This window comes from Micromonospora sp. DT48 (assembly GCF_049844495.1).
Lineage (GTDB): Bacteria > Actinomycetota > Actinomycetes > Mycobacteriales > Micromonosporaceae > Micromonospora.
On record NZ_JBNCLE010000006.1, the window covers coordinates 50,076 to 75,677 of the forward strand.

At 71.0% G+C, this 25,602-nt stretch carries 25 protein-coding genes; 11 read left to right on the forward strand and 14 right to left on the reverse strand.

What is annotated here, in order from left to right; genetic code table 11:
• Positions 1 to 105 precede the first annotated feature (105 nt).
• Positions 106 to 1,188 carry a septation protein SepH gene (sepH, locus tag ACLQ2S_RS06165; protein ID WP_155217459.1) on the forward strand — a complete coding sequence of 361 codons (1,083 nt, stop codon included), beginning with the start codon at positions 106 to 108 and terminating at the stop codon, positions 1,186 to 1,188.
• Here sepH and thpR read toward each other — a convergent pair.
• The 5 genes from thpR to ACLQ2S_RS06190 form a co-directional block, all read right to left on the reverse strand.
• A complete protein-coding gene (thpR, locus tag ACLQ2S_RS06170; protein WP_425701295.1) occupies positions 1,180 to 1,809 on the reverse strand; it encodes an RNA 2',3'-cyclic phosphodiesterase in 630 nt (209 codons plus the stop codon). The two genes, sepH and thpR, sit on opposite strands and share 9 nt — an antisense overlap.
• Positions 1,810 to 1,826: 17 nt before the next feature.
• Positions 1,827 to 2,324: a hypothetical protein gene (locus tag ACLQ2S_RS06175; protein WP_309223168.1), complete on the reverse strand. Its 498-nt coding sequence runs from the start codon at positions 2,322 to 2,324 to the stop codon at positions 1,827 to 1,829.
• A 64-nt stretch (positions 2,325 to 2,388) separates the two neighbouring features.
• Positions 2,389 to 3,666, reverse strand: coding sequence for an MFS transporter (locus tag ACLQ2S_RS06180; protein ID WP_309223167.1), 1,278 nt, complete (start codon positions 3,664 to 3,666; stop codon positions 2,389 to 2,391).
• An 81-nt stretch (positions 3,667 to 3,747) separates the two neighbouring features.
• Positions 3,748 to 4,197: a MarR family winged helix-turn-helix transcriptional regulator gene (locus tag ACLQ2S_RS06185; protein WP_309223166.1), complete on the reverse strand. Its 450-nt coding sequence runs from the start codon at positions 4,195 to 4,197 to the stop codon at positions 3,748 to 3,750.
• A gap of 133 nt (positions 4,198 to 4,330) precedes the next feature.
• On the reverse strand, positions 4,331 to 5,809 hold the full coding sequence (locus ACLQ2S_RS06190) for an NCS2 family permease (protein ID WP_155217455.1): 1,479 nt from the start codon (positions 5,807 to 5,809) through the stop codon (positions 4,331 to 4,333).
• Positions 5,810 to 5,898: 89 nt separating this feature from the next.
• Between ACLQ2S_RS06190 and ACLQ2S_RS06195 the strand changes: the two genes are divergently transcribed.
• Positions 5,899 to 6,141 carry a DUF2530 domain-containing protein gene (locus ACLQ2S_RS06195; RefSeq protein WP_309223165.1) on the forward strand — a complete coding sequence of 81 codons (243 nt, stop codon included), beginning with the start codon at positions 5,899 to 5,901 and terminating at the stop codon, positions 6,139 to 6,141.
• Positions 6,142 to 6,163: 22 nt separating this feature from the next.
• Here ACLQ2S_RS06195 and ACLQ2S_RS06200 read toward each other — a convergent pair whose 3' ends face one another.
• Positions 6,164 to 7,000: a DUF3027 domain-containing protein gene (locus ACLQ2S_RS06200; RefSeq protein WP_155217451.1), complete on the reverse strand. Its 837-nt coding sequence runs from the start codon at positions 6,998 to 7,000 to the stop codon at positions 6,164 to 6,166.
• A gap of 87 nt (positions 7,001 to 7,087) precedes the next feature.
• Here ACLQ2S_RS06200 and ACLQ2S_RS06205 point away from each other — a divergent pair, with 87 nt between their 5' ends.
• From ACLQ2S_RS06205 to ACLQ2S_RS06215, 3 genes are all read left to right on the forward strand, one after another.
• Positions 7,088 to 8,704 carry an MFS transporter gene (locus tag ACLQ2S_RS06205; protein ID WP_425701296.1) on the forward strand — a complete coding sequence of 539 codons (1,617 nt, stop codon included), beginning with the start codon at positions 7,088 to 7,090 and terminating at the stop codon, positions 8,702 to 8,704.
• The gene (locus tag ACLQ2S_RS06210; RefSeq protein ID WP_309223164.1) at positions 8,701 to 9,351 is read left to right on the forward strand and encodes a futalosine hydrolase; all 651 of its coding nucleotides are present in this window, start codon (positions 8,701 to 8,703) and stop codon (positions 9,349 to 9,351) included. Before ACLQ2S_RS06205 ends, ACLQ2S_RS06210 begins: the two co-directional genes overlap by 4 nt.
• Positions 9,352 to 9,504: 153 nt before the next feature.
• Positions 9,505 to 10,353, forward strand: coding sequence for a 1,4-dihydroxy-6-naphthoate synthase (locus ACLQ2S_RS06215; RefSeq protein ID WP_309223163.1), 849 nt, complete (start codon positions 9,505 to 9,507; stop codon positions 10,351 to 10,353).
• On the opposite strand, the gene ACLQ2S_RS06220 is transcribed toward ACLQ2S_RS06215, so the two are convergent.
• Both ACLQ2S_RS06220 and ACLQ2S_RS06225 read right to left on the reverse strand, forming a co-directional pair.
• On the reverse strand, positions 10,314 to 10,700 hold the full coding sequence (locus ACLQ2S_RS06220; protein ID WP_309223162.1) for a cold-shock protein: 387 nt from the start codon (positions 10,698 to 10,700) through the stop codon (positions 10,314 to 10,316). The genes ACLQ2S_RS06215 and ACLQ2S_RS06220 overlap by 40 nt on opposite strands.
• Before the next feature lie 31 nt (positions 10,701 to 10,731).
• Positions 10,732 to 11,352 carry an HAD family hydrolase gene (locus ACLQ2S_RS06225; RefSeq protein ID WP_155217447.1) on the reverse strand — a complete coding sequence of 207 codons (621 nt, stop codon included), beginning with the start codon at positions 11,350 to 11,352 and terminating at the stop codon, positions 10,732 to 10,734.
• Positions 11,353 to 11,435: 83 nt separating this feature from the next.
• Here ACLQ2S_RS06225 and ACLQ2S_RS06230 point away from each other — a divergent pair, with 83 nt between their 5' ends.
• A complete protein-coding gene (locus ACLQ2S_RS06230) occupies positions 11,436 to 13,904 on the forward strand; it encodes a helicase-associated domain-containing protein (protein WP_155217445.1) in 2,469 nt (822 codons plus the stop codon).
• Between the two features lie 13 nt (positions 13,905 to 13,917).
• Here the strand turns inward: ACLQ2S_RS06230 and ACLQ2S_RS06235 are convergent, their stop codons facing one another.
• Positions 13,918 to 14,157 (reverse strand): hypothetical protein, encoded by a 240-nt coding sequence (locus ACLQ2S_RS06235; RefSeq protein ID WP_155217443.1) that lies wholly within the window; start codon positions 14,155 to 14,157, stop codon positions 13,918 to 13,920.
• Between the two features lie 467 nt (positions 14,158 to 14,624).
• Here ACLQ2S_RS06235 and ACLQ2S_RS06240 point away from each other — a divergent pair, with 467 nt between their 5' ends.
• Positions 14,625 to 16,304, forward strand: coding sequence for a DNA repair helicase XPB (locus tag ACLQ2S_RS06240; RefSeq protein ID WP_309223161.1), 1,680 nt, complete (start codon positions 14,625 to 14,627; stop codon positions 16,302 to 16,304).
• A gap of 177 nt (positions 16,305 to 16,481) precedes the next feature.
• On the opposite strand, the gene ACLQ2S_RS06245 is transcribed toward ACLQ2S_RS06240, so the two are convergent.
• The 5 genes from ACLQ2S_RS06245 to ligD (ACLQ2S_RS06265) all read right to left on the reverse strand — a co-directional run bounded on the left by ACLQ2S_RS06245 (position 16,482) and on the right by ligD (ACLQ2S_RS06265) (position 21,832).
• Positions 16,482 to 17,201, reverse strand: coding sequence for a PaeR7I family type II restriction endonuclease (locus ACLQ2S_RS06245; RefSeq protein WP_155217441.1), 720 nt, complete (start codon positions 17,199 to 17,201; stop codon positions 16,482 to 16,484).
• Positions 17,182 to 19,056 (reverse strand): Eco57I restriction-modification methylase domain-containing protein, encoded by a 1,875-nt coding sequence (locus tag ACLQ2S_RS06250; RefSeq protein ID WP_425701297.1) that lies wholly within the window; start codon positions 19,054 to 19,056, stop codon positions 17,182 to 17,184. The genes ACLQ2S_RS06245 and ACLQ2S_RS06250 overlap by 20 nt, the downstream gene beginning before the upstream one ends.
• A gap of 101 nt (positions 19,057 to 19,157) precedes the next feature.
• Positions 19,158 to 19,910, reverse strand: a complete 753-nt coding sequence (locus tag ACLQ2S_RS06255) for a TIGR03089 family protein (protein WP_425701298.1) — start codon at positions 19,908 to 19,910, stop codon at positions 19,158 to 19,160.
• A gap of 61 nt (positions 19,911 to 19,971) precedes the next feature.
• Complete coding sequence (gene ligD, locus ACLQ2S_RS06260) at positions 19,972 to 20,901, reverse strand: non-homologous end-joining DNA ligase (protein ID WP_425701299.1); 930 nt, start codon at positions 20,899 to 20,901, stop codon at positions 19,972 to 19,974.
• A complete protein-coding gene (gene ligD / locus ACLQ2S_RS06265; RefSeq protein WP_425701300.1) occupies positions 20,891 to 21,832 on the reverse strand; it encodes a non-homologous end-joining DNA ligase in 942 nt (313 codons plus the stop codon). Before ligD (ACLQ2S_RS06265) ends, ligD (ACLQ2S_RS06260) begins: the two co-directional genes overlap by 11 nt.
• A gap of 85 nt (positions 21,833 to 21,917) precedes the next feature.
• Here ligD (ACLQ2S_RS06265) and ACLQ2S_RS06270 point away from each other — a divergent pair, with 85 nt between their 5' ends.
• The 4 genes from ACLQ2S_RS06270 to ACLQ2S_RS06285 all read left to right on the forward strand — a co-directional run bounded on the left by ACLQ2S_RS06270 (position 21,918) and on the right by ACLQ2S_RS06285 (position 25,573).
• A complete protein-coding gene (locus tag ACLQ2S_RS06270; protein ID WP_425701301.1) occupies positions 21,918 to 22,916 on the forward strand; it encodes a Ku protein in 999 nt (332 codons plus the stop codon).
• A gap of 200 nt (positions 22,917 to 23,116) precedes the next feature.
• A complete protein-coding gene (locus ACLQ2S_RS06275; protein WP_425701302.1) occupies positions 23,117 to 23,743 on the forward strand; it encodes an FKBP-type peptidyl-prolyl cis-trans isomerase in 627 nt (208 codons plus the stop codon).
• A gap of 270 nt (positions 23,744 to 24,013) precedes the next feature.
• Complete coding sequence (locus ACLQ2S_RS06280; protein ID WP_155217716.1) at positions 24,014 to 24,838, forward strand: SCO6745 family protein; 825 nt, start codon at positions 24,014 to 24,016, stop codon at positions 24,836 to 24,838.
• 78 nt (positions 24,839 to 24,916) lie between these two features.
• Entirely contained in the window at positions 24,917 to 25,573 is a 657-nt protein-coding gene (locus ACLQ2S_RS06285; RefSeq protein ID WP_309223157.1) for an HAD family hydrolase, read from the forward strand.
• Positions 25,574 to 25,602 lie beyond the last annotated feature (29 nt).

A 25,602-nucleotide genomic window follows, 5' to 3' on the forward strand; every position in this document is an offset into this window, starting at 1 on the left:
GCGTGGCGTCTCCCACCCGGGGACGGATGGGCGTACCGTGGAGCGCAACGCCCCGGGTGGTCGGCTCGTGGCGTACGGCCAGCGAAGCGGGACGGAGGCAACGCGATGCGCCCAGTACGCTTCGTCGCCCTCTCCGAGGACGGCCAGGCCCTGGTGCTCGCCGACGAGGTTGGGCGACTGCTCGCCCTGCCGTTGGACGAGCGGGTCGCCGGAGCGCTGCAAGCCGAGCCGGGCACGCCCACGCTCGCGGTGGCAGCAGCCACCGCCGACCCGGTGCCCTCCCTGTCTCCTCGGGACATCCAGGCCCGAATCCGCTCCGGCGAGTCCGCTGAGGACGTCGCCCGGATCGCCGGTGTCCCGGTCGACCGGGTGCTCCGCTACGCCGGGCCGGTGCTCCAGGAGCGTGCCATGCTCGCCCAGCACGCGCGGCGGACCCGGCTCAAGGGTGCCGAGAAGCCGACGCCGCTGGCCGAGGTGGTGAACGGTCGGCTCGCGCAGCACGGGATCGACACCGAGAAGATCTCCTGGGACGCGTGGCGTCGCGACGACGGCACCTGGCGGATCGTCGCCACCTGGCCGTCTGGCAAGGCCACCGCCCAGGCGGCCTGGGATCTGGACAAGACCCGGCAGACGGTCACCCCGCACGACGACATGGCGCAATACCTATGCGCCGAGCGTCCGACACCGATCCTCGGTCAGGAACCAGCACCGGAGCGGGGCGGCCACGCCCTGCCCGGCCCGTCGCGTGGCGAGCCAAGCCGGGGTGGGCACGGGCTGCCGTCGCCCGCCGAGCCGGGGCGCTCGGGTCGTGACCCGATCCGGGCCGGTCGTGACGCCCTGCTCGCCTCCCTCGACCGGCCGCTGGGTTCGACCTCGGGCCGTGGTCTCGAATCGCGCTCGCCGGCCGCGCTCGCGGGTGGTTCGGAGTCGCAGCGTCAGCGGGCGGTGTCCGGGGGTGCTGCGGCGCTGCTCGGGGGCGGCCAGGGTTCGGCCTTCGACGACGACGCGGACGCGCCCAAGGAGGTTCCGGCCGTGCCCTCGCTGGCGGTGCTGCGGCCCCGCCGGACGAACGCGCCGACCGGTGGTGCCACCGAGTCCAGCGAGGCCGGCGGCAAGCCGCGCAAGCGGCTCCCCAGCTGGGACGACGTCCTCTTCGGCAGCGGCCCGGCGGCGCGCGAGTCATCCTGACCCGTGGCCGCCACGGCCAGCCGTCGGCCTTCCAAGCGGCCAGGCGGCGAGCCGGTGGTAACGCGACGGGGATCCGGGTCGGCTCTGCGCCAGCACCAGTTCCGTTGCTGGCCAGGGCGGCCCGAGGTAGCTGTCGAGTGCCGCCAGGTCCGCCTCGATGTCGTCGTGCGTCATCCGGTCACCGGGGCGGGCGATGGTCAGGTGCGGGCGGAAGGGCTTGTCGTCGTACGGCACCCGGGCCGTGGCCAGTGCGGCGCGTACGACATCAGCCAGCGCCACCAGGCCGGAGACGTCGCCGCGTACGTCGACCCAGAGCACGGTGCCACGGCCCCAGCCGAACCGGCCGCCGCCGCCCAGCCGCAGGACGGGTGGGCCGCCCTGTCCCGCCGCCACCACGGCACGCGCACCGTCGGCAGCGAGCCCGAGGGCCTGCCGTACGTCGCTCAGCCGCGCCGGATCGACCTCACCGAGGAAGGCGAGCGTGAGGTGGGCATGGGTCGGATCGGCCAGCCGTACGTTGGTGCCGGCCGCCGAGGCCGCCGCCAGGCGTAACCCGGCCACCCGCGCGGTCAGGTGCGCGATGGCCTCGGCCGGCGGGTAGATCGCGGTGAAGAGTCGCACCTGTCACAGGATGACAGTCAGCGGTTCCGTTCGGGCTGCTCGGGGCGGTTGACCGGCAGCCGTAGCCCGGCCGCGTCCAACTCGGCCTCGATCCGCACCCGTTCGATCTGTCGGTCGAGGCCGGTCAACTCGGCGAGATGTTCGCTGATGCCCAAGGCCCGGCAGGCCAGGCTGAGCCGGTGGTCGTACGCGTCGAGTACCTCGCTGTGCCACAGGACTGATCGGCTGCCACCGACCCGGTCCCGACGCAGACACCGCAGGTCGGCGGCGATCTGCTCCAGTGGTCGCCGGTCGGTGCGGTCGAACGCCTCGAGGTCGATTCGCCCGGCGATCGCCTCCGCGTCGGCGGCCTCGTCCAGCCGGGCGATCAGACGCCGCTCCTGACGCTGTCTTCGGCGCCCGCCGGTCAGTCGGTCGACGACCCCGTCGATGCCGATGGCCAGCGCGATCAGCACCGGCACGAAGACCACGGCGACGAGCGCCAGAGCCAGCAGCAGTACGCGTAGGACCTCCACCCGTTGAAGCTATGCCGATGCGCAGCGTAACGTCACCGAGTTTTCGTATCCGGCCGCGCCCGGCTCACACCTCGGTGACGTAGAAGCGGGGCAGCGGAAGGACCTGGAACCGCAGCCGGGCTCCGGCCCGGCGCAGTTGCCAGGCCAACGCGAGCAGTGCGGTGGTCAGCGAGAGCAGGCCACCGGCCCAGATGCTGGCGCCGGCGCCGAAGGTCTCCGCGACCCAGCCGATGATCGGTGCGCCGACCGGATTGGTACCCAGGAAGACCAGCACCCACAGGGCCATCACCCGGCCCCGGAACGCGGCGTCGGTGCCGAGCTGCACCCGCTGGTTCGCGGCCTGGGCGAAGTAGACCATGAAGAAGCCGGTCAGCGGCAGCAGGGCGACCACCATCCAGTACGCCGGGGCGAGCCCGACGAGCGTGCCGAAGGTGGCGCAGCCGATCGCGGCACCCAGCACCAACCAGACCGAGGGTCGGCTACGCCGTCCGGTCCCGGCCAGCGCACCGATCAGCGCGCCGACCGCCAGCGTGGTGCTGAACAGGCCGAACGACGCCGCTCCGGTGTTGAAAACAGTCTTCGCCAGGGCCGCGAGCGTCAACTGGAAGTTGAACAACGACATCCCGATCACCGACATCACCACCATCGGCAGCAGGAGGTCGGGGCGGCGACCGACGTAGCGCAGCCCGTCGAGCACGGTCGCGGCGGCCCGTTCGTCCCGTGATGGCAGCGGATCCCGATGCAGTTCGGCCGGACGCATCCGGATCACCGTGACCAGCGGTGCGATCGAGCTGAGCGCGGTGAACAGGAAGACCGGCCCGACGTCGAAGACGGCGATGGCCAGACCCGCCACGGCCGGACCGACGATCCGGGCCGAGTTGAACACGGCCGCGTTGAGCGAGAGCGCGTTGGGCAGCAGCGACATGCCGACCAGTTCGGAGACGAACGCCTGCCGCACCGGGGTCTCCACCGCGTTGGCCACACCGAGCAGCGCGGCGAAGACGAAGACGTGCCAGAGCTGAACCAGGCCGGTGAGCACCAGCACGCTCATCGCCAGCGACAGCACGGTCCAGAACGCGTTGGCGATGAACAGGAGCATCCGCTTGTCGTACCGGTCGGCGAGCCGGCCGGAGAGCAGCGTGAGCAGCAGCACCGGGGTGAACTGGAGCGCGACGACCACGCCGAGCGCGGTCGCCGAGTCACCGGAAAGCTCGAGGACCAGCCAGTCCTGGGCGATGAACATCATCCAGACACCGATCAACTTGACCAGTTGCCCGAATGCGAAAAGCCGGTAGTTGCGGACCTGTAACGACTGGAACATCGTGCTCAGCCTTGCCTGCACTCTTGGTGCGCCTCCTCGCGGTCGTACGCGTCGTCAACGACGGACGGCACGGCGCGGGGCGCACACCATGTGTGCGCGGCGTCAGGCGTGGGAGATTCTCTGCAGGATCTCCGCAGCTTGGTGCAGCGTCTTCCGGTCTGTGTCGCTCAACTCGGCCAGCCTGCGGGCCAGCCACTCGTCCCGGACCCGCTCGAACTGGTCGAGCACGGCCCGTCCTCCCTCGGTCGTCGCGAGGATGACCTGCCGACCGTCGGTCGGGTGTGGAGTGCGTTGCACGAGGCCACGCTCCTCCAGCTTCGCGACGATCTTCGTCATCGTCGGTGGCTGGACCCGTTCGACGTCGGCGAGTTCCCGCGGCGTGAGCGCGCCCGCCAGCCGAAGGCTGGTGAGCGCGGACAGTTGGGTGACCGTGAGGTCACCAACCGGTCGGGCCTGTCGAACCCGCCGGTTCAACCGGGTGATCGCATCACGCAGCTGAAGGGCCAGCTGCGCCGGTGGCATGCTCTGAGCCGTCACCGTCCGCTCCGTCACGATAGTTAGCCTAACTAAGTAGCTGACCGAACCGCAGCTGATATGAGCATGCTCACCCTGACGTTTCCCCTGCTCCGGGCCGGGCGCGCCGATCTGCGTTCCGTGGATCACACGCGCCCGGCCCGGTGACAAGTCAGAAGAGCAGCGCCTCGATCGGACCGCGAAGGAAGTACACCACGAACAGCGCCGCCACCGCGTACAGCAGCGGGTGAACCTCCCGCGACTTGCCCTTGGCCAGCTTGACCACCACGTACACGATCAGGCCGGCTCCGATCCCGTTGGAGATCGAGTAGGTGAACGGCATCAACACGATGGTGAGGAAGGCCGGGATGGCGATCTCGTAGTCGGACCAGTCGATGGTCCGCACCGCCGTCATCATCAGGAAGCCGACCACCACCAGCGCCACGGACGCCGCCTCGAACGGTACGACCACCACCAACGGCGCCAGGAACATGGCCAGCAGGAAGAGCACGCCGGTGACCAGGTTGGCCACCCCGGTCCGGGCGCCCTCCGCGACACCGGCGGCACTCTCGATGTACGACGTGTTGCTGGAGACGCTGGCCGCACCACCACTGGCCGCCGCGATCGAGTCGACCAGCAGGATCTCCTTGGTGCGCGGCGGGGTGCCCTCCTCGTCGAGCATGCCGCCCTCCTGACCGACGGCGACCATCGTGCCCATCGTGTCGAAGAAGTCGGTGATGAGCAGGGTGAAGATGAACATCAGCACGACCAGCCAACTGGCCCGCTCCCACGAGCCCAGCACGTTGAACTGCCCGAGCAGGGACAGGTCAGGCACGTCGACCGGGTTGCTCGGCAGCGTCGGGACGTTCAGCGACCAGCCCTTCGGGTTCGGCGCACCGTCGACGAAGGACGGGCCGATGTTGCCCACCGCCTCCACCACCATGGCCAGCGCCGTGGAGGCGAGGATGCCGACCAGGATCGCGCCCTTCACCCGGCGTACCACCAGCACCAGGGTCACCAGCAGGCCCACCACGAAGACCAGCATCGGCCAGCTGACCAGCTTGCCGCCGATGCCGAGGCCGACCGGGACGGTGGTGTTCGCCTCGTCCGGGATCCGCCGGACGAACCCGGCGTCCACCAGACCGATGATGGTGAGGAACAGGCCGATGCCGACCCCGATCGCCGTCTTCAGCTGGGTGGGCACCGAGCGGAACACGGCGGTACGCAGCCCGGTCAGCACCAGCACCGCGATGATCAGACCTTCGATCACCACCAGGCCCATCGCGTCGGCCCAGGTCATCTCGGGGGCGATCTCGTACGCCACCAGAGCGTTGACGCCGAGGCCAGCAGCGACCGCCAAGGGGAACCGGCCGACCACGCCCATCAGGATGGTCATCAGACCCGCGACCAGAGCGGTGGCCGCCGCGATCGCGGGAATCGGCAGGGTGTTGCCGTCTCCGTCGACGGCGCCGCCGAGGATGAGCGGATTGAGCACCACGATGTACGCCATCGTGAAGAAGGTGGCCAGGCCACCGCGTAGCTCGCGGGTGAGCGTGGAGCCGCGGGCTGTGATCTCGAAGTATCGGTCGAAGCCGTTGCGTGGCTGACCGGAGCCGGGTGGCGTGCCGTTATCGGGCGGCGCTACTGCCATCAGGAACCTCACAGCGAATCATCGGGTTGTCGCGCGCATCGTCGCAGATGGCCGGCCTGGCAGGAAACGGGGTCACGTACCCTGGTCAGGTGTCCGCCCCACCACCCCGCCCCGAGCCGCTCGACCCGCCGATGGTGCCGTTCGCCCTCGCCGGGATGGCGATCTGGGCCGTCACCGGGCTGGTGTTGCTGATCTTCCGCGAATGGCTGGTCGCCCACGGTCACGAGAACTGGCTCTGGGTCTGCCTGGCCGGATTCCTGTGGGGTTTCCCCGGTTTGGCGGTCATGATGCGGCACGACGCCAATCGCCGCCGCCGTCGCGGCACCGCCTGAACCGGCGGCAACGGCCCCACGATCAGGAGTGGCCGTACGGCTCCGCCGGCTCGCCGTCTTCGACGGACCCGGGCGCCCGGCTGACCGGCACCGGCTCCACCGCGCTGTCGTCGTAGACGGTGGGCATCTCGTCGACCGCCGTGTCCACCTCGACCAACGTCTCCGAGTGGGCGCCGCAGCCGTGGTCGGCGCTGACCACCCGGCCGTCGTCGGGCGCGTAGAAGTTGCCGCAGACGCCGAAGCACTGCCGCAGCTTGCCGGCGAGCGGCAGGTAGAAACCGCAGGTGCCGCAGCGGGCGGCGGCGGGCGCGGAGGTGGAGATCGGCGCCGAGGGGCCGTGATCGCCGTCGTACCAGCGCTGAGCCGTCTCGATCCGCCCCTCCCGCGACATGACCCGGGTCCGACCCAGCCCCAACTCCCAGGCGGTCTCCTCGACCGCCGGGTCGTCGGAGAGCAGGTAGCCGGGTTGCAGGCGCTCGTCGTCCGACGGGGTCGGCAGCAGATCGCCGGGGCCCAGGTCACCGGGCTTCAACCGCTCCTGCCAGGGCAGCCAGCCCGGGGCGAGCAACGCGTCCGGCCCGGGTAGCAGGACGGTCTCGCAGATCGTCACCGTCCGGCTGCGCGGCACCCGGGTCACGGTGACCGCCCACCGCCAACCGCGGTAACCGGCCAGCCGGCACTCGAAGTAGTGGGTGACGAGACGGTCACCCTCGGCCACGGCCTGGAGGTGATCGCCGACGTCGTCGGGGCCCACCTCGGTGATGCCGGCGCGGGCCACCTCGACGGCGGCGGCGCAGACCTGGTCAAGGCGAGCGGCACGAGCGGAGACGGGCCTGGTCACCCGACCATTGTTCCCCATCGGGTGGGCCGCCTGTGAGGCACTCCCCAGAGGTGTTCTCGGCCGGTGGCGCAGCATCGCCCGAGCCGATGGTTCAGGATGGGTGCCATGCCGCTGTTCTCCCGCTCTGAGCGGTCCCTCCTCGGGCGGACCGTCGGCACCGGCATCCGCGCCACCCGGCTGATGCTGCGTGGCTCACTGACCAGCGGTCGATGGGTGACCCGCAGTGCCGCTCGGGCCCGGGCCAGGGGCGCGGGCGGCGAGACCGGCATGGTCCGCCTGTTCGACCTGCACGCGGTCTCCTGCGCCGGTGACACGCTGATCGCCATCGGGCTGGCCGGGACGATCTTCTTCAACGTGCCGCTCGGCGAGGCACGGAGCAAGGTCGCGCTCTACCTGCTGGTGACCATGGTGCCCTTCGCCATGCTCGCTCCGGTGGTCGGGCCACTGCTCGACCACTTCCGGCACGGTCGGCGGTACGCGTTGGCCACGACCATGCTGGGGCGGGCGTTCCTGGCCTGGATGATCTCCGACTACATCCACGGCTTCGGGCTGTACCCGGCCGCCTTCGGGGTGCTGGCGCTGTCCCGGGCGTACGGGGTGGCACGTTCCGCCGCCGTACCCCGGCTGCTGCCGGAAGGGCTCGGCCTGTCCCAGGTCGGTGCGCGGGCCAGCGTCTATGGCACGGTCGCCGGGGCGCTGGTCGCCCCGATCGGGCTGGCTGCGTTCTGGTTCGGCCCGCAGTGGCCGTTGCGGGTCGCGTCAGTGATCTTCCTGGTCGGCATGGTGATCTCCCTCCGGCTGCCGCCGAAGGCCGATTCCGAACCGCCGGAACGGGTGCCGCGACCCCTGCGAGCGCTGCGTCGGGCCACGGACGACCGGCCACTGGGCCGGGGGCGGCCCGCCGGACGCCTGGTGATCTCGACGCTGGTCGGCGCGGCCACGTTACGCGCGATCTACGGCTTCCTGCTGCTGTTCCTGGCCTTCACCATCAAGGCCGGTGACCTGACCACCGTGGTGTTCGGCCGGGACCTCGGTGACGAGGGAGCACTCGGCCTGGTCGGGGGCGCGCTGGCCATCGGCACCTTCCTCGCCACCGCGATCGGCACCCGGCTGCGCATCCACCGGCCCGCCGCCCTCCAGTCCAGCGGCATCGTGATCGTCGCCGGGGTGGCCGTACTCACCGTGGTGAACTTCTCGCTGCCGATGGTCGCCCTGCTCTGCGTGGTGGCGGCCATGATGAGCGGCATCGCCAAGCTGGCCGTGGACGCCTCGATCCAGGAGCGCATCTCGGAACGCCTTCGGGCCAGCTCCTTCGCCCACTCCGAGACCGTGCTGATGCTCGCCTTCGTCGCCGGTGGCGGGCTGGGGCTCGTACCCTTCGACGGCCGGATCGGCATCGCCGTCGCCGCTGCCGTCGGCGCGCTCGCCGCCGCTCGCGGCCTGGTGATGGCTCGGCGACTGCGCGCCGAGCGGCTGCGTGGACGGCCGCTGACCGACGACGAGTTGCACGCCGAGAAACAGGCCGAGGAGGAAGCGGCCGACGAGGACCACGTCGCCGAGGCCACCCCCATGTCGCCGGCCCCCGTCCAGGGTGGCCGGGACCCTGAGGAATCGGAGATGGCACCGCCCGGCTTCCACATCTACCGCCCCTCCTCGACGGTCACCGGTTCCGCTGGCGGCGAAGACGAGACGCGGCGCAGTTCACCGGGCCCACTGTCGTGAGCGGTCTGCTCGTGGTGACCGCGGTACCGGCCGAGGCGGAGGCGATCCAGGCCGGGCTCGCCGACCCGGCCGTCGCGGTGCTGCCGGTGGGGGTCGGCCCGGCGGTCGCCGGTGCGGCGACCGCCCGTTTGCTGGCGCTCGCCGAGTTGGCCGGCCGCCCGTACCGGGCAGTGGTCAGTGCGGGGGTCGCCGGTGGCTTCACCGATCGGGTCGCCGTCGGCGACACCGTGATCGGCACCCGGGCCGTCGCCGCCGACCTGGGCGCGGAGTCACCCGAGGGCTTCATTCCGATCGACGAACTCGGTATGCCGGCTGAGCTACTCGGCGGCGGTCCGGCCCTCGACGCCGACCCGGCGTTGCTGGACGCCCTGCGCACGGCGCTGCCGACCGCGACCGTGGGGCCGGTGCTGACGGTCAGCACCGTCACCGGCACCACCGCCGGCACCGACGAACTGGTCCGGCGCTACCCCGACGCGGTGGCCGAGGCCATGGAGGGATACGGCGTCGCGGTCGCCGCCAGCCAGGCCGGAGTGCCCTTCGTCGAGCTGCGCACCGTCTCGAACCCGATCGGCCCCCGCGACCGCGCGGCCTGGCGGTTGCGCGACGCCCTCACCGCCCTCACCGCCGCCGCCGTCGCCCTACGCTGACCCGCCGACCCATCCAAGATCCGCGCAACTTCGGCGATGTTGCTGGCTCAGGCCGAGCTGAGGCAGCAACATCCGGGAAGTTGTCCGGATCTTGGATGGGGTGGGGGGTGGCGTGCTGGGGGCGGGTCAGGTGGGCCGGGCTACGGTGGGGGGGTGGCGCTCTCGCTGGCGATCTCGCCCTGCCCCAACGACACGTTCGCCTTCCACGCCCTGGTGCACGGACAGGTGCCCGGCGCACCGCCAGTCGAGGTGACGTACGCCGACGTCGACGTCACCAACACGGCCGCCGAGCGTGGCGCTTTCGACCTGGTGAAGGTCAGCTACGCGGCGCTGCCGTGGCTGCTGGAGAAATACCACCTGCTGCCCTGCGGGGGCGCCTTGGGTCGGGGGTGCGGCCCGTTGGTACTCACCCGGGCCGGTCACGGCGGCGCGCCGGACCGGGCCGACCTCACCGACGCCACCGTGGCGGTCCCCGGCGACCGGACCACGGCCTACCTGCTGTTCCGGCTGTGGGCGGCCGGACGGACACCGCGCCGCATCGAGGTGGTCCCGTTTCACGAGATCATGCCGGGCGTCGCCGCTGGGCGGTACGACGCCGGCCTGGTGATCCACGAGGCCCGGTTCACCTACCCACGGCACGGTCTCACCGCCCTGGTCGACCTGGGCGAGTGGTGGGAGTCCGACACCGGCCTGCCGATCCCGCTCGGTGCCATCCTGGCCCGTCGGGGCGTGGTCGACCCGCACCAGGCCGCCGATTGGATCCGGGACTCCGTCCAGCGGGCCTGGGCCGACCCGGCGGCCAGCCGGGCGTACGTGCTGGAGCACGCCCAGGAGATGGAGCCCGACGTGGTGGACCGGCACATCGGTCTCTACGTCAACGAGTTCACCGCGGACCTGGGTGACGCGGGTCTCGCTGCCGTCGAGGCGCTGCTCGGCCGGGCCGCCGACGCCGGGCTCGTGCCTCAGACCTCCAGCTCGCGGGCGACCGCGTGGACCAGCTGAGCGATCTTCTGCGCGGTCCGGCGGTCCGGGAAGCGACCCCGACGCAGGTCGGGCTGAACCTTCGCCTCCAGCACCTTGATCATGTCTTCCACCAGGCCGTGCAGCTCCTCGGCGGGACGGCGGCGCAGCTCCGCCACGGACGGCGGCGCATCCAGGAGCTTCACCCCCATCGCCTGCGCGCCTCGCCGGCTGTCCACCACGCTGAAGTCGACCCGTTGGCCGCCCTTGAGATCGGTGACCCCCACCGGTAGCGCGCCCTTCGGCAGGAACACGTCGCCACCCTCGTCACTGGTGACGAACCCGTATCCCTTGGCCGCGTCGTACCACTTCACTCGACCCGTAGGCACCTGAGAACCTCTGCTTCGCTTGAACCGTCTACTACCTCAAGGCTAGCCGGATCATCCCGTCGAGCGCCGCTGGGAATCCGGTGAGATCCGCCAGCACCACCGCCGCCCCGGCGGAGCGCAGTTCATCCGCCGAACATGGGCCCGTGGCCACCGCGATTCCGGGCACCCCGGCCGCCTCGGCGGCCACCATGTCCGCCACATGGTCGCCGACGTAGTGGGTCGCCCCGTGTGCCCGCAACGCGGTCGCCTTCTCCTCGGCGAACAGGTCACCGGCCAACTCGTCCACGACCAGCCCCAGATGGTCCAGATGCAGCCGCGCCAACCTACCGATCTTCGAGGTGACCACCAGCACCCGGCCGCCCCGCTCGCGGACCGCGGCGAGCGCCGCCTCCGCACCGGGCAACGGCACGGTCGGCGTGATCGCGTACGCCGGGTACAACTCGCGGTAGACCGACACCGCCTCCTCGACCTGCTCCGGCGGGAACCACCGGGCGATCTCGGTACGCAGCGGCGGGCCGAGCCGGGACACGGCGGCGTCGGCGTCGACGGGTACGCCGGTCCGCTCGGTCAGGGCGCGGTAGGTAGCGGCGATACCGGGGCGCGAGTCGACGAGCGTCATGTCAAGGTCGAATCCGACGGTCAGCGAGGACATGTGGGAAAGCTACCCGGCCAGCCGGAGCGGCCGGGACGTCCGATGGGCGAGAGTGGCCCCCACCGGGCTAGCGTGGAACGACGATGAGCACCTCACTCGCCGACCACCTGCGGTCGCTGTCCGACGAGTCCCTCGCCGCGCTCCTCCAGCTGCGGCCCGACCTCGTCGTGCCGGTCCCCGCCGACGTGGCCGCCCTCGCCATCCGGGCACAGTCCCGCGTCTCGGTGTCGCGCGCCCTCGACGGGCTGGACCAGTTCACGCTCCAGATCCTGGACGCCGCCCGGTTGACCCGTGACCCGGCCGACGGCACCACCTCGGTCGACGGGGTGCTCGCCCTGGCCACCGCCGGGCCCAACCCGCCCGCGCCCACCACCATCCGGGCCGCCGTCGACCGGCTACGCGCCCGGTTCCTGCTGTACGGCCCGGACAACGCCCTGCGACTCGTCGGTGGCATCGACGAGATCTCGCCGTACCCCGCGGGCCTCGGCCGACCGGCGACGGAGCTGGACGCGCGCACGGCGGCGCTCTGCGCGGACCCGGCGAAGCTGCGGCGGACGCTGCTGTCCGCGCCACCGTCGGCCCGGGCGATCCTGGACCGGCTGGCCGCCGGTCCGCCGGTCGGCAGCGTGCCGCCCGGCGCGTTGCAGGCACCGGCGATCGGCGCGGACGACGACCTGCCGCCGGACGACACCAACGGCGGGGCACCGACCGGGTCGCCGGTGCGCTGGCTGGTCGACCATCGGCTGCTGGTGCGGGTCTCCGGCGGTAAGAACGGCACCAACGGGATGGTCGAGCTGCCCCGGGAGGTCGGGCTGCTGCTGCGCCGGGAGACCGGGCCGCTGGGGCCGCTGCGCAGCAGCCCACCCCAGGTCACGGCCACTGTGCGCGAGCCGAAGGCAGCCGACTCCGCCGGAGCCGGGCAGACCATGGAGGTGGTACGTCACACCGAGGCGCTGCTGGAGCAGTTGGCCGCCGAACCAGCGCTGGTGCTGCGCTCCGGCGGGATCGGCGTGCGGGACCTGCGCCGGCTGGTGCGGGCCACCGGGCTGGACGAGCCGACCGCCGCGCTGCTGCTGGAGGTGGCGTACGCGGCCGGGCTGGCCGGTGAGCTGGAGTTGCCCGGCGTCGCCGGGCGTTACGGTGCCGACCAGCAGGTGCTGCCCACCGCCGGGTACGAGGTGTGGCGGGCCGGGTCACTGGCCCAGCGCTGGGAGCAGTTGGCCCGGGCCTGGCTGACCATGACCCGACAGGTCGGACTGGTCGGCCAGCGGGACGACCGGGACCGCCCGATCACCGTGCTGTCGGCGGAGGCGGAACGGGCCGGTGCACCCGCCGCCCGGCAGGCGGTGCTCGGCGTACTCGCGGATCTGGAACCGGCCAGCGCCCCCAGCGTCGACGAGGTGCTGGCGCTGCTGGACTGGCGAGCGCCGCGCCGCAGCCGTGGCCGGGAGAACGCACACCGGGAGGTGCTGGCCGAGGCGGCCACGCTGGGAGTGACCGGGCTGGGTGCGCTCACCTCGTACGGGCGGCTGCTGCTGGCCGAGGCGACGGCGGGCGAGGAAGGCGCGACGGACGACCCGCTGGGTCTCCGGGCCGACGCCGAGGACGGCGGCAGTGCGGTCCGGGTGCTGGACACGCTGCTGCCCGCCCCGGTGGACCACTTCCTCGTCCAGGCCGACCTGACCGTGGTGGTACCCGGGCCTCCGGAGCCGGCGCTCGCCGCCGAACTGGAGCTGATCGCCGAACCGGAGTCGGCAGGCGGGGCGAGCGTGCACCGGATCACCACGGCCAGTGTGCGGCGCGCCCTGGACGCCGGCTACTCCGCCGACGACCTCCAGGAACTGTTCCGTCGCCGGTCCCGCACCCCAATCCCGCAGGGTTTGACGTACCTGGTCGACGACGTTGCCCGCAAGCACGGCGGTCTGCGGATCGGCTCCGCCGGGGCGTACCTGCGCAGCGACGACGAGGCTCTGCTGGCCGAGGTGCTGGCCGACCGGCGGGTCGAGGCGTTGACGCTACGGCGGCTCGCGCCGACCGTGCTGGTGACCCCGTTCCAGGCCAATCGGCTGATCAGCGTGCTACGGGAGGCCGGGTACGCCCCGGTGGCCGAGGATGCCACCGGCTCGACGGTGCTCACCAAACCGAAGACCCGACGGGCACCGGCCAGGGTGACCGGGGCCACCCGGACCCTCGACCCGCTCGCCACGCCACGTCTGCCACTGCCGCGCCTGCTCGGCGTGGTGGAGCAGATCCGGCGCGGCGACGCGGCGGCACGGGCCGCGCGACGGGCCCCGGCGGTGGTGCGGGGAGCGTCGCCGGACGGTCCGGTGTCCGCGCACAGTCACCAGGACGCCATCGCCGTGCTGCAACAGGCGGTACGGGACAAGGCGCTGGTCTGGGTCGGCTACGTCGACGCGCACGGGGCGACCGCGTCCCGCCTGGTGCGGCCGGTCTCGCTCGGCGCGGGCTACCTGCGCGCCGAGGACGAACGCACCGAGATGCTGCACACCTTCGCGCTGCACCGGATCACCGCGGCGGTGCTGGAGAAGTAGGGCTCGGCCGCGCTCAGCGGCGGCTGCGCCGTACCGACCCGACGATCGCCACCAGCAACAGCAGGGCGAACCCGGTGCCGGCGGCCTCACCGACCGAGTCGACGAAGCCCTGCTGGAGCACCAGCCAGCCGAAGAGGAACCATCCGAACAGGACGACACCGACGATCGCGTACGCGATCACCGTGGCGGTGGAGACGGGCTCGGTCGACTCTGCCTGCTCGCGCTCGGGGACAACTTCCTGGTCAACAGTCATCTACCCTCCCCCGTACGATCCGTGCCTGGACGTCAAGGGTGTCATTCTCGACGGCTGTCGACCAGCACCGTCACGTACCGATCCGGCTCGGATCCACCCGCCGGGCCGCCGGTAAGGGGTTCGCCGGTACGGCCCGGGGCGCGCCGCTCGCCCCCGTTGGCTTGCCCACGGCGACGGGAAGGGCCCCCGCTTCCTGGCCCGTCGGACCGTGGATCGAACGCGCTACGCACCGGAACCGACCGGCATGACGACCGCGAGGACGTACGGTGGCCCGTCCGCGACTGACCGACCGTCGACCTCGACAGCTCGTCCCCTACTGCTAGACGCACATGACTACCAGCAAGGTTGCGCAAAAGTGAGCACATTCTTGGCAACTGCCACCGCGTGCAACACTGGATGGTCGCCCGGTGCCAGGTCAGCTGCGTGCTCAGGCGGCCGGATCAGCCGTACGGACGAGAGGATTCGGCGTGAGTGGTGGACCCCTTATCGTGCAGTCGGACAAGACCCTCCTGCTGGAGATCGATCACCCCGACGCACAGTCCTGCCGGATGGCCATCGCCCCCTTCGCCGAGTTGGAACGCTCGCCTGAGCACGTGCACACGTACCGGCTGACGCCGCTCGGGCTGTGGAACGCCCGCGCCGCCGGCCACGACGCCGAGGGCGTGGTGGACGCCCTGCTCAAATATTCGCGGTATCCGGTGCCGCACGCGCTGCTGGTCGACGTGGCCGAGACCATGGACCGCTACGGTCGCCTCCAGCTCGCCAACGACCCGGCGCACGGTCTCGTCCTGCGCGCCCTGGACCGGGTGGTGCTCGTCGAGGTGGCCAAGAGCAAGAAGCTCGCCGGGATGCTCGGCAACCGCATCGACGACGACACCATCGCGGTGCACCCGTCCGAGCGGGGGCGGCTCAAGCAGGCGCTGCTGAAGCTCGGCTGGCCGGCGGAGGACCTCGCCGGATACGTCGACGGGGAGGCGCACCCGATCGAGCTGGCCGAGGCCGGTAAGGACGGCGGCAAGCCGTGGACGCTGCGGTCGTACCAGCGGGAGGCGGTCGAGGCGTTCTGGGCCGGCGGATCGGGCGTGGTGGTGCTGCCCTGTGGCGCCGGTAAGACGTTGGTGGGGGCGGCGGCGATGGCCGAGGCGAAGGCCACCACGCTGATCCTGGTCACCAACACGGTGGCGGGGCGGCAGTGGAAGCGGGAGTTGATCGCCCGTACCTCGCTGACCGAGGAGGAGATCGGCGAGTACTCGGGCGAGCGCAAGGAGATCCGCCCGGTCACCATCGCCACCTACCAGGTGCTGACCTCGCGTAAGAAGGGTGTCTTCACCCACCTGGACCTGTTCGGCGCCCGCGACTGGGGCCTGGTCGTCTACGACGAGGTGCACCTGCTGCCCGCGCCGATCTTCCGCTTCACCGCCGACCTCCAGGCCCGCCGCCGGTTGGGCCTGACCGCCACCCTGGTCCGCGAGGACGGCCGGGAGGGCGACGTGTTCAGCCTGATCGGCCCGAAGCGGTACGACGCGCCCTGGAAGGACATCGAGTCGCAGGGCTGGATCGCCCCCGCCGAGTGTGTCGAGGTGCGGGTCACCCTGACCGACGCCGAACGGATGTCGTACGCGACAGCGGAGGCGGAGGAGCGGTACCGGATGGCGGCCACCGCCCGCACCAAGCTGCCGGTGGTACGCGCCCTGGTCGACCGGCATCCGGACGAGCAGACGCTGGTCATCGGCGCGTACATCGACCAGCTGCACCAGCTGGGGGAATACCTGGACGCCCCGATCGTGCAGGGCTCCACCACCAACAAGGAGCGTGAACGCCTCTTCGACGCGTTCCGCACCGGGGAAATCCGCACGCTGGTGATCTCGAAGGTGGGGAACTTCTCCATCGACCTGCCGGAGGCGGCGGTGGCGATCCAGGTGTCGGGCACCTTCGGCTCCCGCCAGGAGGAGGCGCAACGGCTGGGGCGGGTGCTGCGCCCGAAGGCCGACGGTCGGCAGGCGCACTTCTACACCGTGGTCTCCCGGGACACCATCGACACCGAGTACGCCGCCCACCGGCAGCGCTTCCTCGCCGAGCAGGGGTACGCGTACACCATCGTCGACGCCGACGACGTCCTCGGCCCGACGCTGCCCACGGTCGACTGAGCGACGCTTTGGTCGACCCGACAGCGGTCTCTCTCCGCCGCCGTTATCCGGCATCAGGCTCCGGCTACGGGTCCGGGCTTATGCCGCCACGAGTGTCGTCGGCGTGTTTGAGCAACCTGGTGATGCGTGGGCGGTGTCCACGCCATCCCAACACCGCCACATTCCGCATAGGTGGGTTCAGTTGAGCCTCGGCCGGGGTACGCCGACCTTCTCGATGCGGGCGGCGATGGATCCGACGAAGGCGACGAACCCGATCTCCGGGTCGGGTTGGCGGATGGGTGCGTCCGGCTCCCGTGAAGATGTAACGAGGCACGTGGCGTCGTACAATCCTGCGTCTATCAACCGCTTGCAGAGGATCGCGTAACGGTCCAGGTAAGAGGTGTCGGAGAAGACAGGGTCGATAGGCAACGTACCGCTCCTTGGTTTGCCCTTGCGCGTCGACCCGTTCGCCTCTTCGACCAGGAGCACGTAGCCGAGCCACGGCCGCAGCCGGCCGAGTAAACCATGCTCATAGGCTCGCCACAGATCGACGGCGCTACCGATCGCCTCCTCGTTGCGGTTGTTGAAGTTGTTGCCGAAAGACGGGCCGACATGCGACTTCAGCTCGATGGCCGCAACCAGCTCCTCCTCGTGAAGCACGACGAGGTCCCACTGCTTTGTGGGCCGGAAATAGCCGGGCAGCTCGATGCCGGACTTGCAACGCACCGCGTCGGGCGGGAAACCAGCATCGCGGAAGACGTTCGCCAGCAGTTCAGTCAGAGCGTCGAGATGCGCACCACCGGTGACTGCGCCACGTCCTCCGGTATCGGCTCTGCCCGACAGCAGCTTCTTCGCGGCCTGCGACTCTCGAACCACCCAGGAGCTACGGATTGCCTCCTCAAACGCCCGCTGGTCCATCGATCAGGTCTCCCGGCTCGTCGATCCCGTACACCCGTAGGGCAACCTCCGTCGCCGCCCGGCTGTTCCGCTTGTCGAAGGCGGCGGCGAGCGCAGCCCGGTCCGCAGCGGAGATGGCCTCGGGTCGGGGTACGCGGATCCGGCGCAGATACTGGGCTTGGAATCGAAGGGTGCCGCCACGCATTTTAACGGCGTAAGCCTCCACGAAGGCTTGTGCGACACGAGAAAGCAGGAGTCCACCTAGGACCCGGAGATCCCAGGTGTCGGAAACGATGTAGTACAAGTTGTGGTGCGGATAGCAGCCACCCTCGTCCAGGACGGGATGCATGGCGTTCTTCATGTCGGGAAACAGCAGTTTCGGACGCTCGATGAGGGAGTGGTCGACCTTGTCGATCGTCCGGTACCAGTGGGCGGGTTGTTTGCCGGCAACGTGCCGCCGTTTGAGGGCCGCCGCGTGCCTCTGGTAGTAGGCCCGCAGGCGAGGCAGGGCATCCAGGTCGACGAGTTGCCCGTCCGTATTCCACGGGTTGACCAGGTAGTGACCGGACCATCGCAGGGTTCCCGATGTCGTGTCACGCACCATCGACAGCGGCAGCAGCCGCTCCGGCTCGACGTCCGCGTCGGTGGTGATGAAGACGCTGTCGGCACCGGTCGCTACCCCGATTCCGACCCGAGTGCCGGTCGCCGCGTCTTGCAGCGGCGGAAAGCGGTCGTTCAGGTCCTCGATCAGCGCCAGCCGTGAGGGCGACCCTGCCGGCCAGGAGTCGCCGCCGTCGAACCAGTGGGGTAGCCGTGCGATCTCGTACCGGTCGTCCGCCCCCGGCCTCGACTCCCGATCGGCGACCCACTTCAACAACTCCGGGGCATCCGGAGCCGCGAAGCCTCGCCGGGCATCGGCCACCACTGCCGCACCCTGGGAGGCATGCCGAAGCACGGTGATCGCTGGATAGGCGGAGACCTGCTCCTCGAACGCGTCGACATCGTGCATGGTGACCGTCACGTCGACGCTGTAGCCGGCAGCAATAAGCTCTCGCAACTGCCGCCCGTACTGGTTGCGCATCCACCGGTCGGCGCAGATGAACGCCAGCACCCCGCCCGGCTTCAGGGAACGCAGCCCCCGCTCGTAGAAACCGACATACAGATCCGACCTGCCGGTCATCGTCGGGCACGCGGCGCGGTAGGCCAGCATGCGGTCCACCGGCACATCCTCCAACCGGACGTACGGCGGATTGCCCACCACCAGATCGACACCGACATCGACGTACGCATCCAGCAGGTAGTCACCCTGCCGTACCCATGCCGTTGCCACCTCGCGGGCCTCGGGTAGCGGCCAGCCGTCCTCGACGAACACGTCCCGGGCGACCTGGCGGCTCGCCGCCACGTTGGGCGCCAGCAGGTCGAAGGCACGCACCGCGTGCTTCGCGTCCAGCAGAGACCGGTCATGCTTGCGACACGAAGCACTGACCCGGGCAGCCATCGAGGCCAGAAAAGCTCCCGCCCCGCAGGCCGGCTCGACCGCCACCAGCAATGCAAGATCACGATCAGCGGTGTACCCGGCTAGGTCCAAAATCAGATCCACCACCCAACGGCGAGTGAAAACCTCGCCGTGCTCGACGGATTCCGCCGGAATCGCCGTCGGCGGCGCGAGGATCTCACCGAGCATGAGCTGCCCTGTCTGCCGCGCCACCGCACTCACGCAGCGAGCATAGGGCACCCCGCCGACAGTCACCCCACCAGCACGCTGCGAGAACCTGGCCCGAAGTGGCACGACGCACCCCGAAGGGTATCGGAGCTCAGGACTGGATCGCTCCGCCCGAATGCATCGAAGAACGCGTCCACGCTCACCAAGGCGCACGTCATGAGCACCTCGACAACAAGGGGCAAAGCAGCCATGCGAGCCGCCGTCGACCTGATCAACAGGGTCGACGAGGGATGACGGACCGGAGGCCTGGTGGGTCAGAGGATCCGGGTCACCTGCTCGGCGGCGGCGACCGCGTCCCGGTCGGCGGGGTCGAGGTTGGCACAGAGCACCACCGACGCACCGGCCGCCAGTGGCGCGAGCAACCATTTCAGCGGCTGATCGTGCTCGGCGACGTCGACCAGCAGCCGGTCGCCGACCCGCAGGTCGAGCTGCTCGGCGACGACCTGGGCCACCTGACCCCACTCGTGGTAGGTGGTGCCGTCCGGGCTGGCCGGGTCGGTGGCCCGCAGCGTGGGGCGGTCGGCCGGGGCGGCACCGTGCCGCAGCACCTCCACCGACCAGTCGAGCCAACCGGCCGGCACGGCGGCCAGCGGCTCCGGCCCGGTGCCGACGAGGTAACGGTGCAGCCCGTCGGGTACGTCCTCCAACCAGTCGTCGAGCCGTTCCGGGGTGACCAGGACAACGTCGTACGGTCGATCGCCGCCGGGCTCCAGCACCGGCAGCCCGGCGGTGGCGCGCGGCCGGAACGAAACCTCCAGCCCGACCGCCCAGGCGCCCAGCAGAGCCGCAGCGGTACGCCAGTGCGGCGGCAGCAGCACCGCCACCCGGCTGCCCGGTGTCAGGCCGCAACCGTCCCGCAGCAGCCCGGCGGCCCGCGCCGACCATTCGCCCAGCTCGGCGGCGGTCACCTGATGGCGGTGTCCGCTCCGGTGGTCGAGGTAGGTGATCAGTGGCTGATCCCGCTCGGCAGGGCGGACGGCGGAGAGCACGGGCAGCTCGACAGGCATGGAAAACTGTCCTACCTCCCTGCTGCCCGTACTGTCGAGCGGGCCGGCGTGTCGCTGCCGTTCACCGTCGTGTCGGTGCGCGCGGCGGCAGTTCGGGGCCGCCGTCGAGGAGCGGGGCGAGGAGGTCGCCGTGCTCGTCGACGCGGGCGAGGACCTCGGTGGCGGTGTACGGCTTCGTCGCCGGCCGCTCACCTGCCGCACCGGCGGAAACCTCGTCCCAGGTCAGCGGAGTCGACACCGCCGGGATCGGCTGGGCGCGCAGCGAGTACGGCGCGACCGTGGTCTTCGCCGCGTTGTTCTGACTCCAGTCGATGAAGACCTTGCCGGAGCGCAGGTTCTTCGCCATCTTGGACACGATCAACTTCGGGTGTTCGCGTTCCAACTCCTGGGCGACCCGCCGCGCGTAGTCGGAGACGTCGTCGGCGGACTGGGTGCCGGAGATGGGGCAGCAGAGCTGCATGCCCTTCTTGCCGGAGGTCTTCGGGTAGGCGTCCAGGCCGTCGGCGGCCAGCCGGTCCCGCAGCAGCAGCGCCACCTGGCAGCACTGCTTCAGCGCGGCCGGGGCCCCCGGATCGAGGTCGACCACCATCAGGTCGGGATGCGCACCGATCTTCCACTGCGGGGTGTGCAGTTCCAGCGCGGCGAGGTTGGCCAGCCAGACCAGGGTGGGCAGGTCCTCGGCGACCACGTAGTCGATGGTTTCCCGCCCCTTGGTGGAGCCGGGTGCGGGCAGGTTCTCGGTGCGTACCCAGTCGGGGGTGGCGGCCGGGGCGTTCTTCTCGAAGAACGAGTTGCCGTCCACGCCGTTGGGGTAGCGGATCCGGGTCAGGGCACGATCCGCCAGGTGCGGCAGCAGCACCGGGGAGATGCGGGTGTAGTAGTCGATCACCTCGCCCTTGGTGAAGCCCGCCTGCGGATAGAGCACCTTGTCGAGGTTGGAAAGCTCCAGCGTGCGGCCCTGCACCTCGACCTGGACCCGGTCAGCTGGCATCGTCGACCTCCTCGGCCGGTTTGTCCGGACGGATCCGTAGGAGCCGGGGGAAGCGCAGTCGCCCGTCCGGGGTGCGCTGGCCGTACTTGACCTCCACCACCACCCGGGGAGTTACCCAGATCGCGCCCCGGGCATCCTCGCGTGGCACATCTCCGGAGAACGGCGAGGCGGTGGTGCGCAGCGGCTCCAGCTCACGCAGCAACTCCCGCTCCAGGGCCGCCCCGATGCCGCCACCGACCCGACCACGGTAGACGAGTCGGCCGTCGGGGCCCGGCACGCCGACCAGCAGCCCGCCGACCTTCCGGGCCCCGGGTCGCCAGCCGCCGACGACGAAGTCGCCGGTCACCTCCAGTTTGACCTTCACCCAGTCCGGTGAACGCACCCCCGGCCGGTAGGTCGACTCGACACGCTTGGCCATCACCCCTTCGAGCCCGTGCTCACCCGCCGCCTCGTAGGTGGCCGGGCCGTCGTAGAAGACCGGGGGGACCGCCCACCGCGCCGCGCCCAGCCCCAGGCCGTCGAGGGTCTCCCGACGCCGGGCGTACGGCCAGCCGGTGAGGTCCTGCCCGGCCAGCCGCAACACGTCGAAGATCATGTACGTGACGGGTACCGTCGCCGCCAGCCGGGCCGCCTTCGCGGCGTTGCGGACGTGCATCCGCTCCGCCAGTGCGGTGAACGACGGCCGCCCGGCCTGGTCGAACAGCACCACCTCACCGTCGAGCAGGGCGTCGTCGACCTGCTCCCCGAGCGGGATCAACTCGGGATAGGCGGTGGTGATCTCCACCCCGGAGCGGGCGTACAGGCGCGGCCGTCCGGCGGCGATGTCCGCCAGGGCGCGTACGCCGTCCCACTTGAACTCGTACGCCCACCCGGGACCGGTCGGAAGCTGCCCGGTCACCGCGAGCATCGGCTTGAACGGCGCGCCGGGCACAGAACGACTGTAGTAGCAGGCAGAACACCTCGCGCCCGGTTCGCTGTGATGCGAGCATGGTCGATACCGGGGAAGGGAGCGCAGCATGCGGGCCATCTGGAAAGGTGCCGTGTCGTTCGGCCTGGTCTCGATCGCGGTCAAGCTGTACTCCGCAACCGAGGAGAAGGACATCCGTTTCCACCAGGTGCACCGGGCCGACGGCGGGCGCATCCGGTACAAGCGCACCTGTCAGGTCTGCGGCGAGGAGGTCAGCTACGACGACATCGCCAAGGGCTACGACCTCGGCGGCGGCGAGATGGTCATCCTCACCGACGAGGATTTCGCCGAACTGCCGTTGAGCACATCCCACGCGATCGACGTGCTGGAGTTCGTGCCGGCCGAGCAGGTCGACCCGATCCTCTACAACAAGGCGTACTTCCTGGAGCCGGAGGGCACCGCGACCAAGCCTTACCTGCTGTTGCGGAACGCGCTGACCGACTCGGAGCGGGTGGCAATCGTCAAGGTGGCGCTGCGCCAGCGGGAGCAGTTGGCCACCCTGCGGGTACGCGACGGCGTGCTGCTGCTGAACACGATGCTCTGGCCCGACGAGATCCGGAAGCCGGATTTCGGGTTCCTCGACGAGGATCTGAAGATTCGGCCGCCGGAGTTGGCGATGGCCACCTCGCTGATCGATTCCATGGCCGGAGACTTCCATCCGGACGAGTTCACCGACGACTACCGGGCGGCGTTGCAGGAGGTCATCGACGCGAAGGTGGAGGGCCGCGAGGTGGTCCAGCCGGAGGAGGCGGAGGAGGCCCCCGCCGCCGCGGTCGACCTGATGGCCGCACTCAAGGCGTCCGTGGAGCGGGCGCGGGCGGCCCGCGGCGAGGCACCGGCCGGTGGGGGCGCGGAGCCCACCCCGATCTCGTCGGCGCGCTCGGCCCAGAAGAAGGCGGCGGAGAAGAAGGCCGCCAAGGCACCGGCCAAGAAGGCGCCCGCGAAGAAGCCCGCAGAGAAGAAGACCACCGCCAAGAAGGCCCAACCGGCCAAGAAGACCGCGGAGAAGAAAACCACCAAGAAGGCCACTCCGCGCAAGTCCGCCTAATCCCGGCGATTCCCTACCTCGGCCCGCGCGAACACGACTCCCGGCGGCCCCGGAGTGACCCGGACGTCACGATCGACGCGACCACCGCTTATCCGTGGGCCATCGATGGTCGGAAGTGCGTCCGATACCAGGTACCGTGTGTCGGCGACGGCTGCCCGTGGCCGGACCACCCCCACACCTCTCAGCAGGGAGTCGAGGACGTGAGCGAGCAGGAGACCAAGTCGCGGCGTCGACTGGCCGAGCAGTTGGCGGCTCAGAAGGCAGCGGAGGCGAAGCGCCGTCGGCAGGCCTGGGCCGGCGCGTTCGCCGCGATCGCAGTCGTGGCGGTGCTGATCACCGTGTTCGTGATGGTGGGCCAGCGCGGTGGTGACGACGCCCCCGAGCAGGCCGCCGGCACGCCGTCCACTCCCACGGAGACCGCCAACGAGCCGCCCGCGCCGCAGTTGCCGGAGGGCGCGGACCCGGCCCTGGGCAGCAAGCCGACCGTCACCGGCGGCGAGGGCAAGCTGGCCAAGCTGACGGTGACCCCGCTGATCGAGGGCACCGGGCCGAAGGTCCAGGCCGGTCAGTCGATCACCACCAACTACGTCGGGGTGTTCTACGAGAGCGGCGAGGAGTTCGACTCCTCATGGGAGCGCGGGCAGCCGGCCACCTTCCCGATCGGGGTCGGGAAGGTCATCCCCGGCTGGGACAAGGGCCTGGTGGGTGTGACGGTGGGCAGCCGGGTGCAGCTCGACATCCCGGCCGAGGACGCGTACGGAGAGGGTGGCGGCGGCCGTCCGGCGGGCCCGCTGCGCTTCGTGGTGGACGTGCTCGGCGCCGAGTGACGCTCGACCCGAGGCCTCCGTGGCCTCCGTGGCCCGTGGCCTCCGTGGCCCGTGGCCTCCGTGGCCCGAGGCCTCCGTGGCCCGTGGCCTCCGTGGCCCGAGGCCGGGGTGCCAGAAACATCGATGCCGTTCACCACAGATGGCTTCCGGACGGTCACCGACCGGCAGTAGGTTCGACCGGCGTCCCGGGCATCGACCCGGGCGCTGGTCGAAGCAAACGCGGAGGTGCACGTGACGGCAGAGGACGCCGAGGGGCGGACCGCCCGGTCGATGTGGACGCACTACGAACCGGTGCACGCCGTCACCTATTTCCATCCGCGCGCCCGTGCCGCCTACGAGGCGGTCGGGCTGCGCGGCTACTGGCGAGGATACTTCGCCGGTCGAGCCGCCCCGCTCGGGCCGACCGGTCCGGCTCCGGTGATCGCCGCCTTCTACAGCTTCGCCCCGCACATGGTGAGCCGGGCGCTGCCAGCGGTGTGGCAACTGGCCGAACCGGACCAGGCGCTGCGTGCCCGGCTGACCGGGGCGGTGCAGGCACTCGCCGAGTTGACCTACGAGCTGCCGGAACGGCACCTCGTGGAGGCCGCCGACCTGCTTGAGGCGGCGACCGACGGGCTCGCGACGGCCGGTCGGGTGCTCGGGGCGGCGAATGCGGCACTGCCGCGCGGTGAGTACCCGCTCGCCCGGCTCTGGCAGGCCGCCACGACGCTGCGCGAGCATCGGGGCGACGGGCACGTGGCGGCACTGGTCGCCGCCGACCTCGACCCGGTGGAGACGCTGGCCTGGCGGGTCGCGGTCGACATGTCCCCGGCCAACCTGCTCGGCCGGGGCTGGTCGGAGCAGGAGTGGGCGCAGGCTCGGGAGCGGCTGACCGCCCGTGGTTGGCTGGACGCCGACGAACAGCCGACCGAGCATGGGCGGGCTGCCTTCCAGGCGATCGAGGACGCCACCGACCTCGCCGCCGCCCGCCCCTGGGTGGCGCTCGGCCCCGACCGGACGCGTCGCCTGCGCGAGCTGCTCGACCCGATCGCCCGCGCCGCCCACACCGTGATCCCGCCGGGCAGCCCCATCGGCCTCCCACCCCTGACAAGTTGACCAAGAAGTTTTCGTCATTTTTGATCGCTGTCCCCGACGCAAACTTCTTGATCAACGCGGGCGGGGGAGGATGGGGGTGTGACGGTGGACGGGGTGGTTTTCGACCTTGACGGTGTGATCGTCGATTCCGAGCCGGTGTGGGAGGAGGTTCGGCGGGCGTACGTCGCCGAACACGGCGGCGTCTGGCAGGACGACACCCAACGCCGCTTGATGGGGATGAGCACCGGCGAGTGGGCCCGGTACCTCAGCGACGAGTTGGGGGTACGGCGCACCGCCGACCAGGTCGCCGCCGAGGTGGTCGAGGAGATGGCCCGCCGGTACGCCGCCCGGGTGCCGGTGATCGACGGCGCGGTCGACGTGGTCCGCAGGCTGGCCGAGCGGTGGCCGCTGGGGTTGGCCAGTTCCTCGCCGACCCGGCTGATCGCTGCGGCGCTGGCCGCCACCGACCTCACCGACGCCTTCCGCACCACCCTGTCGACCGAGGAGACCGAGCGGGGCAAGCCGGCACCGGACGTCTACCTGACCGTGGCGCGGCGGCTCGACCTCGACCCGACGCGCTGCGTGGCGGTGGAGGACTCCTCCAACGGAGTGCGTTCGGCGGCTGCCGCGCAGATGGCGGTGGTGGCGGTGCCACACGGGGCGTACCCGCTGGATGCCGACGCTCGACGGCTGGCCGCGACGGTGCTGGAGTCGATCGACGAGTTGACCCCGGAGGTCGTCGACCGGCTGGGCTGAACCGCCACCGGACGGTCTCCGGCCCGCCT

Bases quoted from the DNA above. Each gene is read 5' to 3' on its own strand.
- sepH (WP_155217459.1), top strand. From the start codon at position 106: ATGCGCCCAGTACGCTTCGTCGCCCTCTCCGAGGACGGCCAGGCCCTG.
- ACLQ2S_RS06190 (WP_155217455.1), bottom strand. From the start codon at position 5,809: ATGGCAGTAGCGCCGCCCGATAACGGCACGCCACCCGGCTCCGGTCAG.
- ACLQ2S_RS06200 (WP_155217451.1), bottom strand. From the start codon at position 7,000: ATGGGGAACAATGGTCGGGTGACCAGGCCCGTCTCCGCTCGTGCCGCT.
- ACLQ2S_RS06205 (WP_425701296.1), top strand. From the start codon at position 7,088: ATGCCGCTGTTCTCCCGCTCTGAGCGGTCCCTCCTCGGGCGGACCGTC.
- ACLQ2S_RS06225 (WP_155217447.1), bottom strand. From the start codon at position 11,352: ATGTCCTCGCTGACCGTCGGATTCGACCTTGACATGACGCTCGTCGAC.
- ACLQ2S_RS06230 (WP_155217445.1), top strand. From the start codon at position 11,436: ATGAGCACCTCACTCGCCGACCACCTGCGGTCGCTGTCCGACGAGTCC.
- ACLQ2S_RS06235 (WP_155217443.1), bottom strand. From the start codon at position 14,157: ATGACTGTTGACCAGGAAGTTGTCCCCGAGCGCGAGCAGGCAGAGTCG.
- ACLQ2S_RS06245 (WP_155217441.1), bottom strand. From the start codon at position 17,201: ATGGACCAGCGGGCGTTTGAGGAGGCAATCCGTAGCTCCTGGGTGGTT.
- ACLQ2S_RS06255 (WP_425701298.1), bottom strand. From the start codon at position 19,910: ATGCCTGTCGAGCTGCCCGTGCTCTCCGCCGTCCGCCCTGCCGAGCGG.
- ligD (WP_425701299.1), bottom strand. From the start codon at position 20,901: ATGCCAGCTGACCGGGTCCAGGTCGAGGTGCAGGGCCGCACGCTGGAG.
- ACLQ2S_RS06270 (WP_425701301.1), top strand. From the start codon at position 21,918: ATGCGGGCCATCTGGAAAGGTGCCGTGTCGTTCGGCCTGGTCTCGATC.
- ACLQ2S_RS06280 (WP_155217716.1), top strand. From the start codon at position 24,014: ATGTGGACGCACTACGAACCGGTGCACGCCGTCACCTATTTCCATCCG.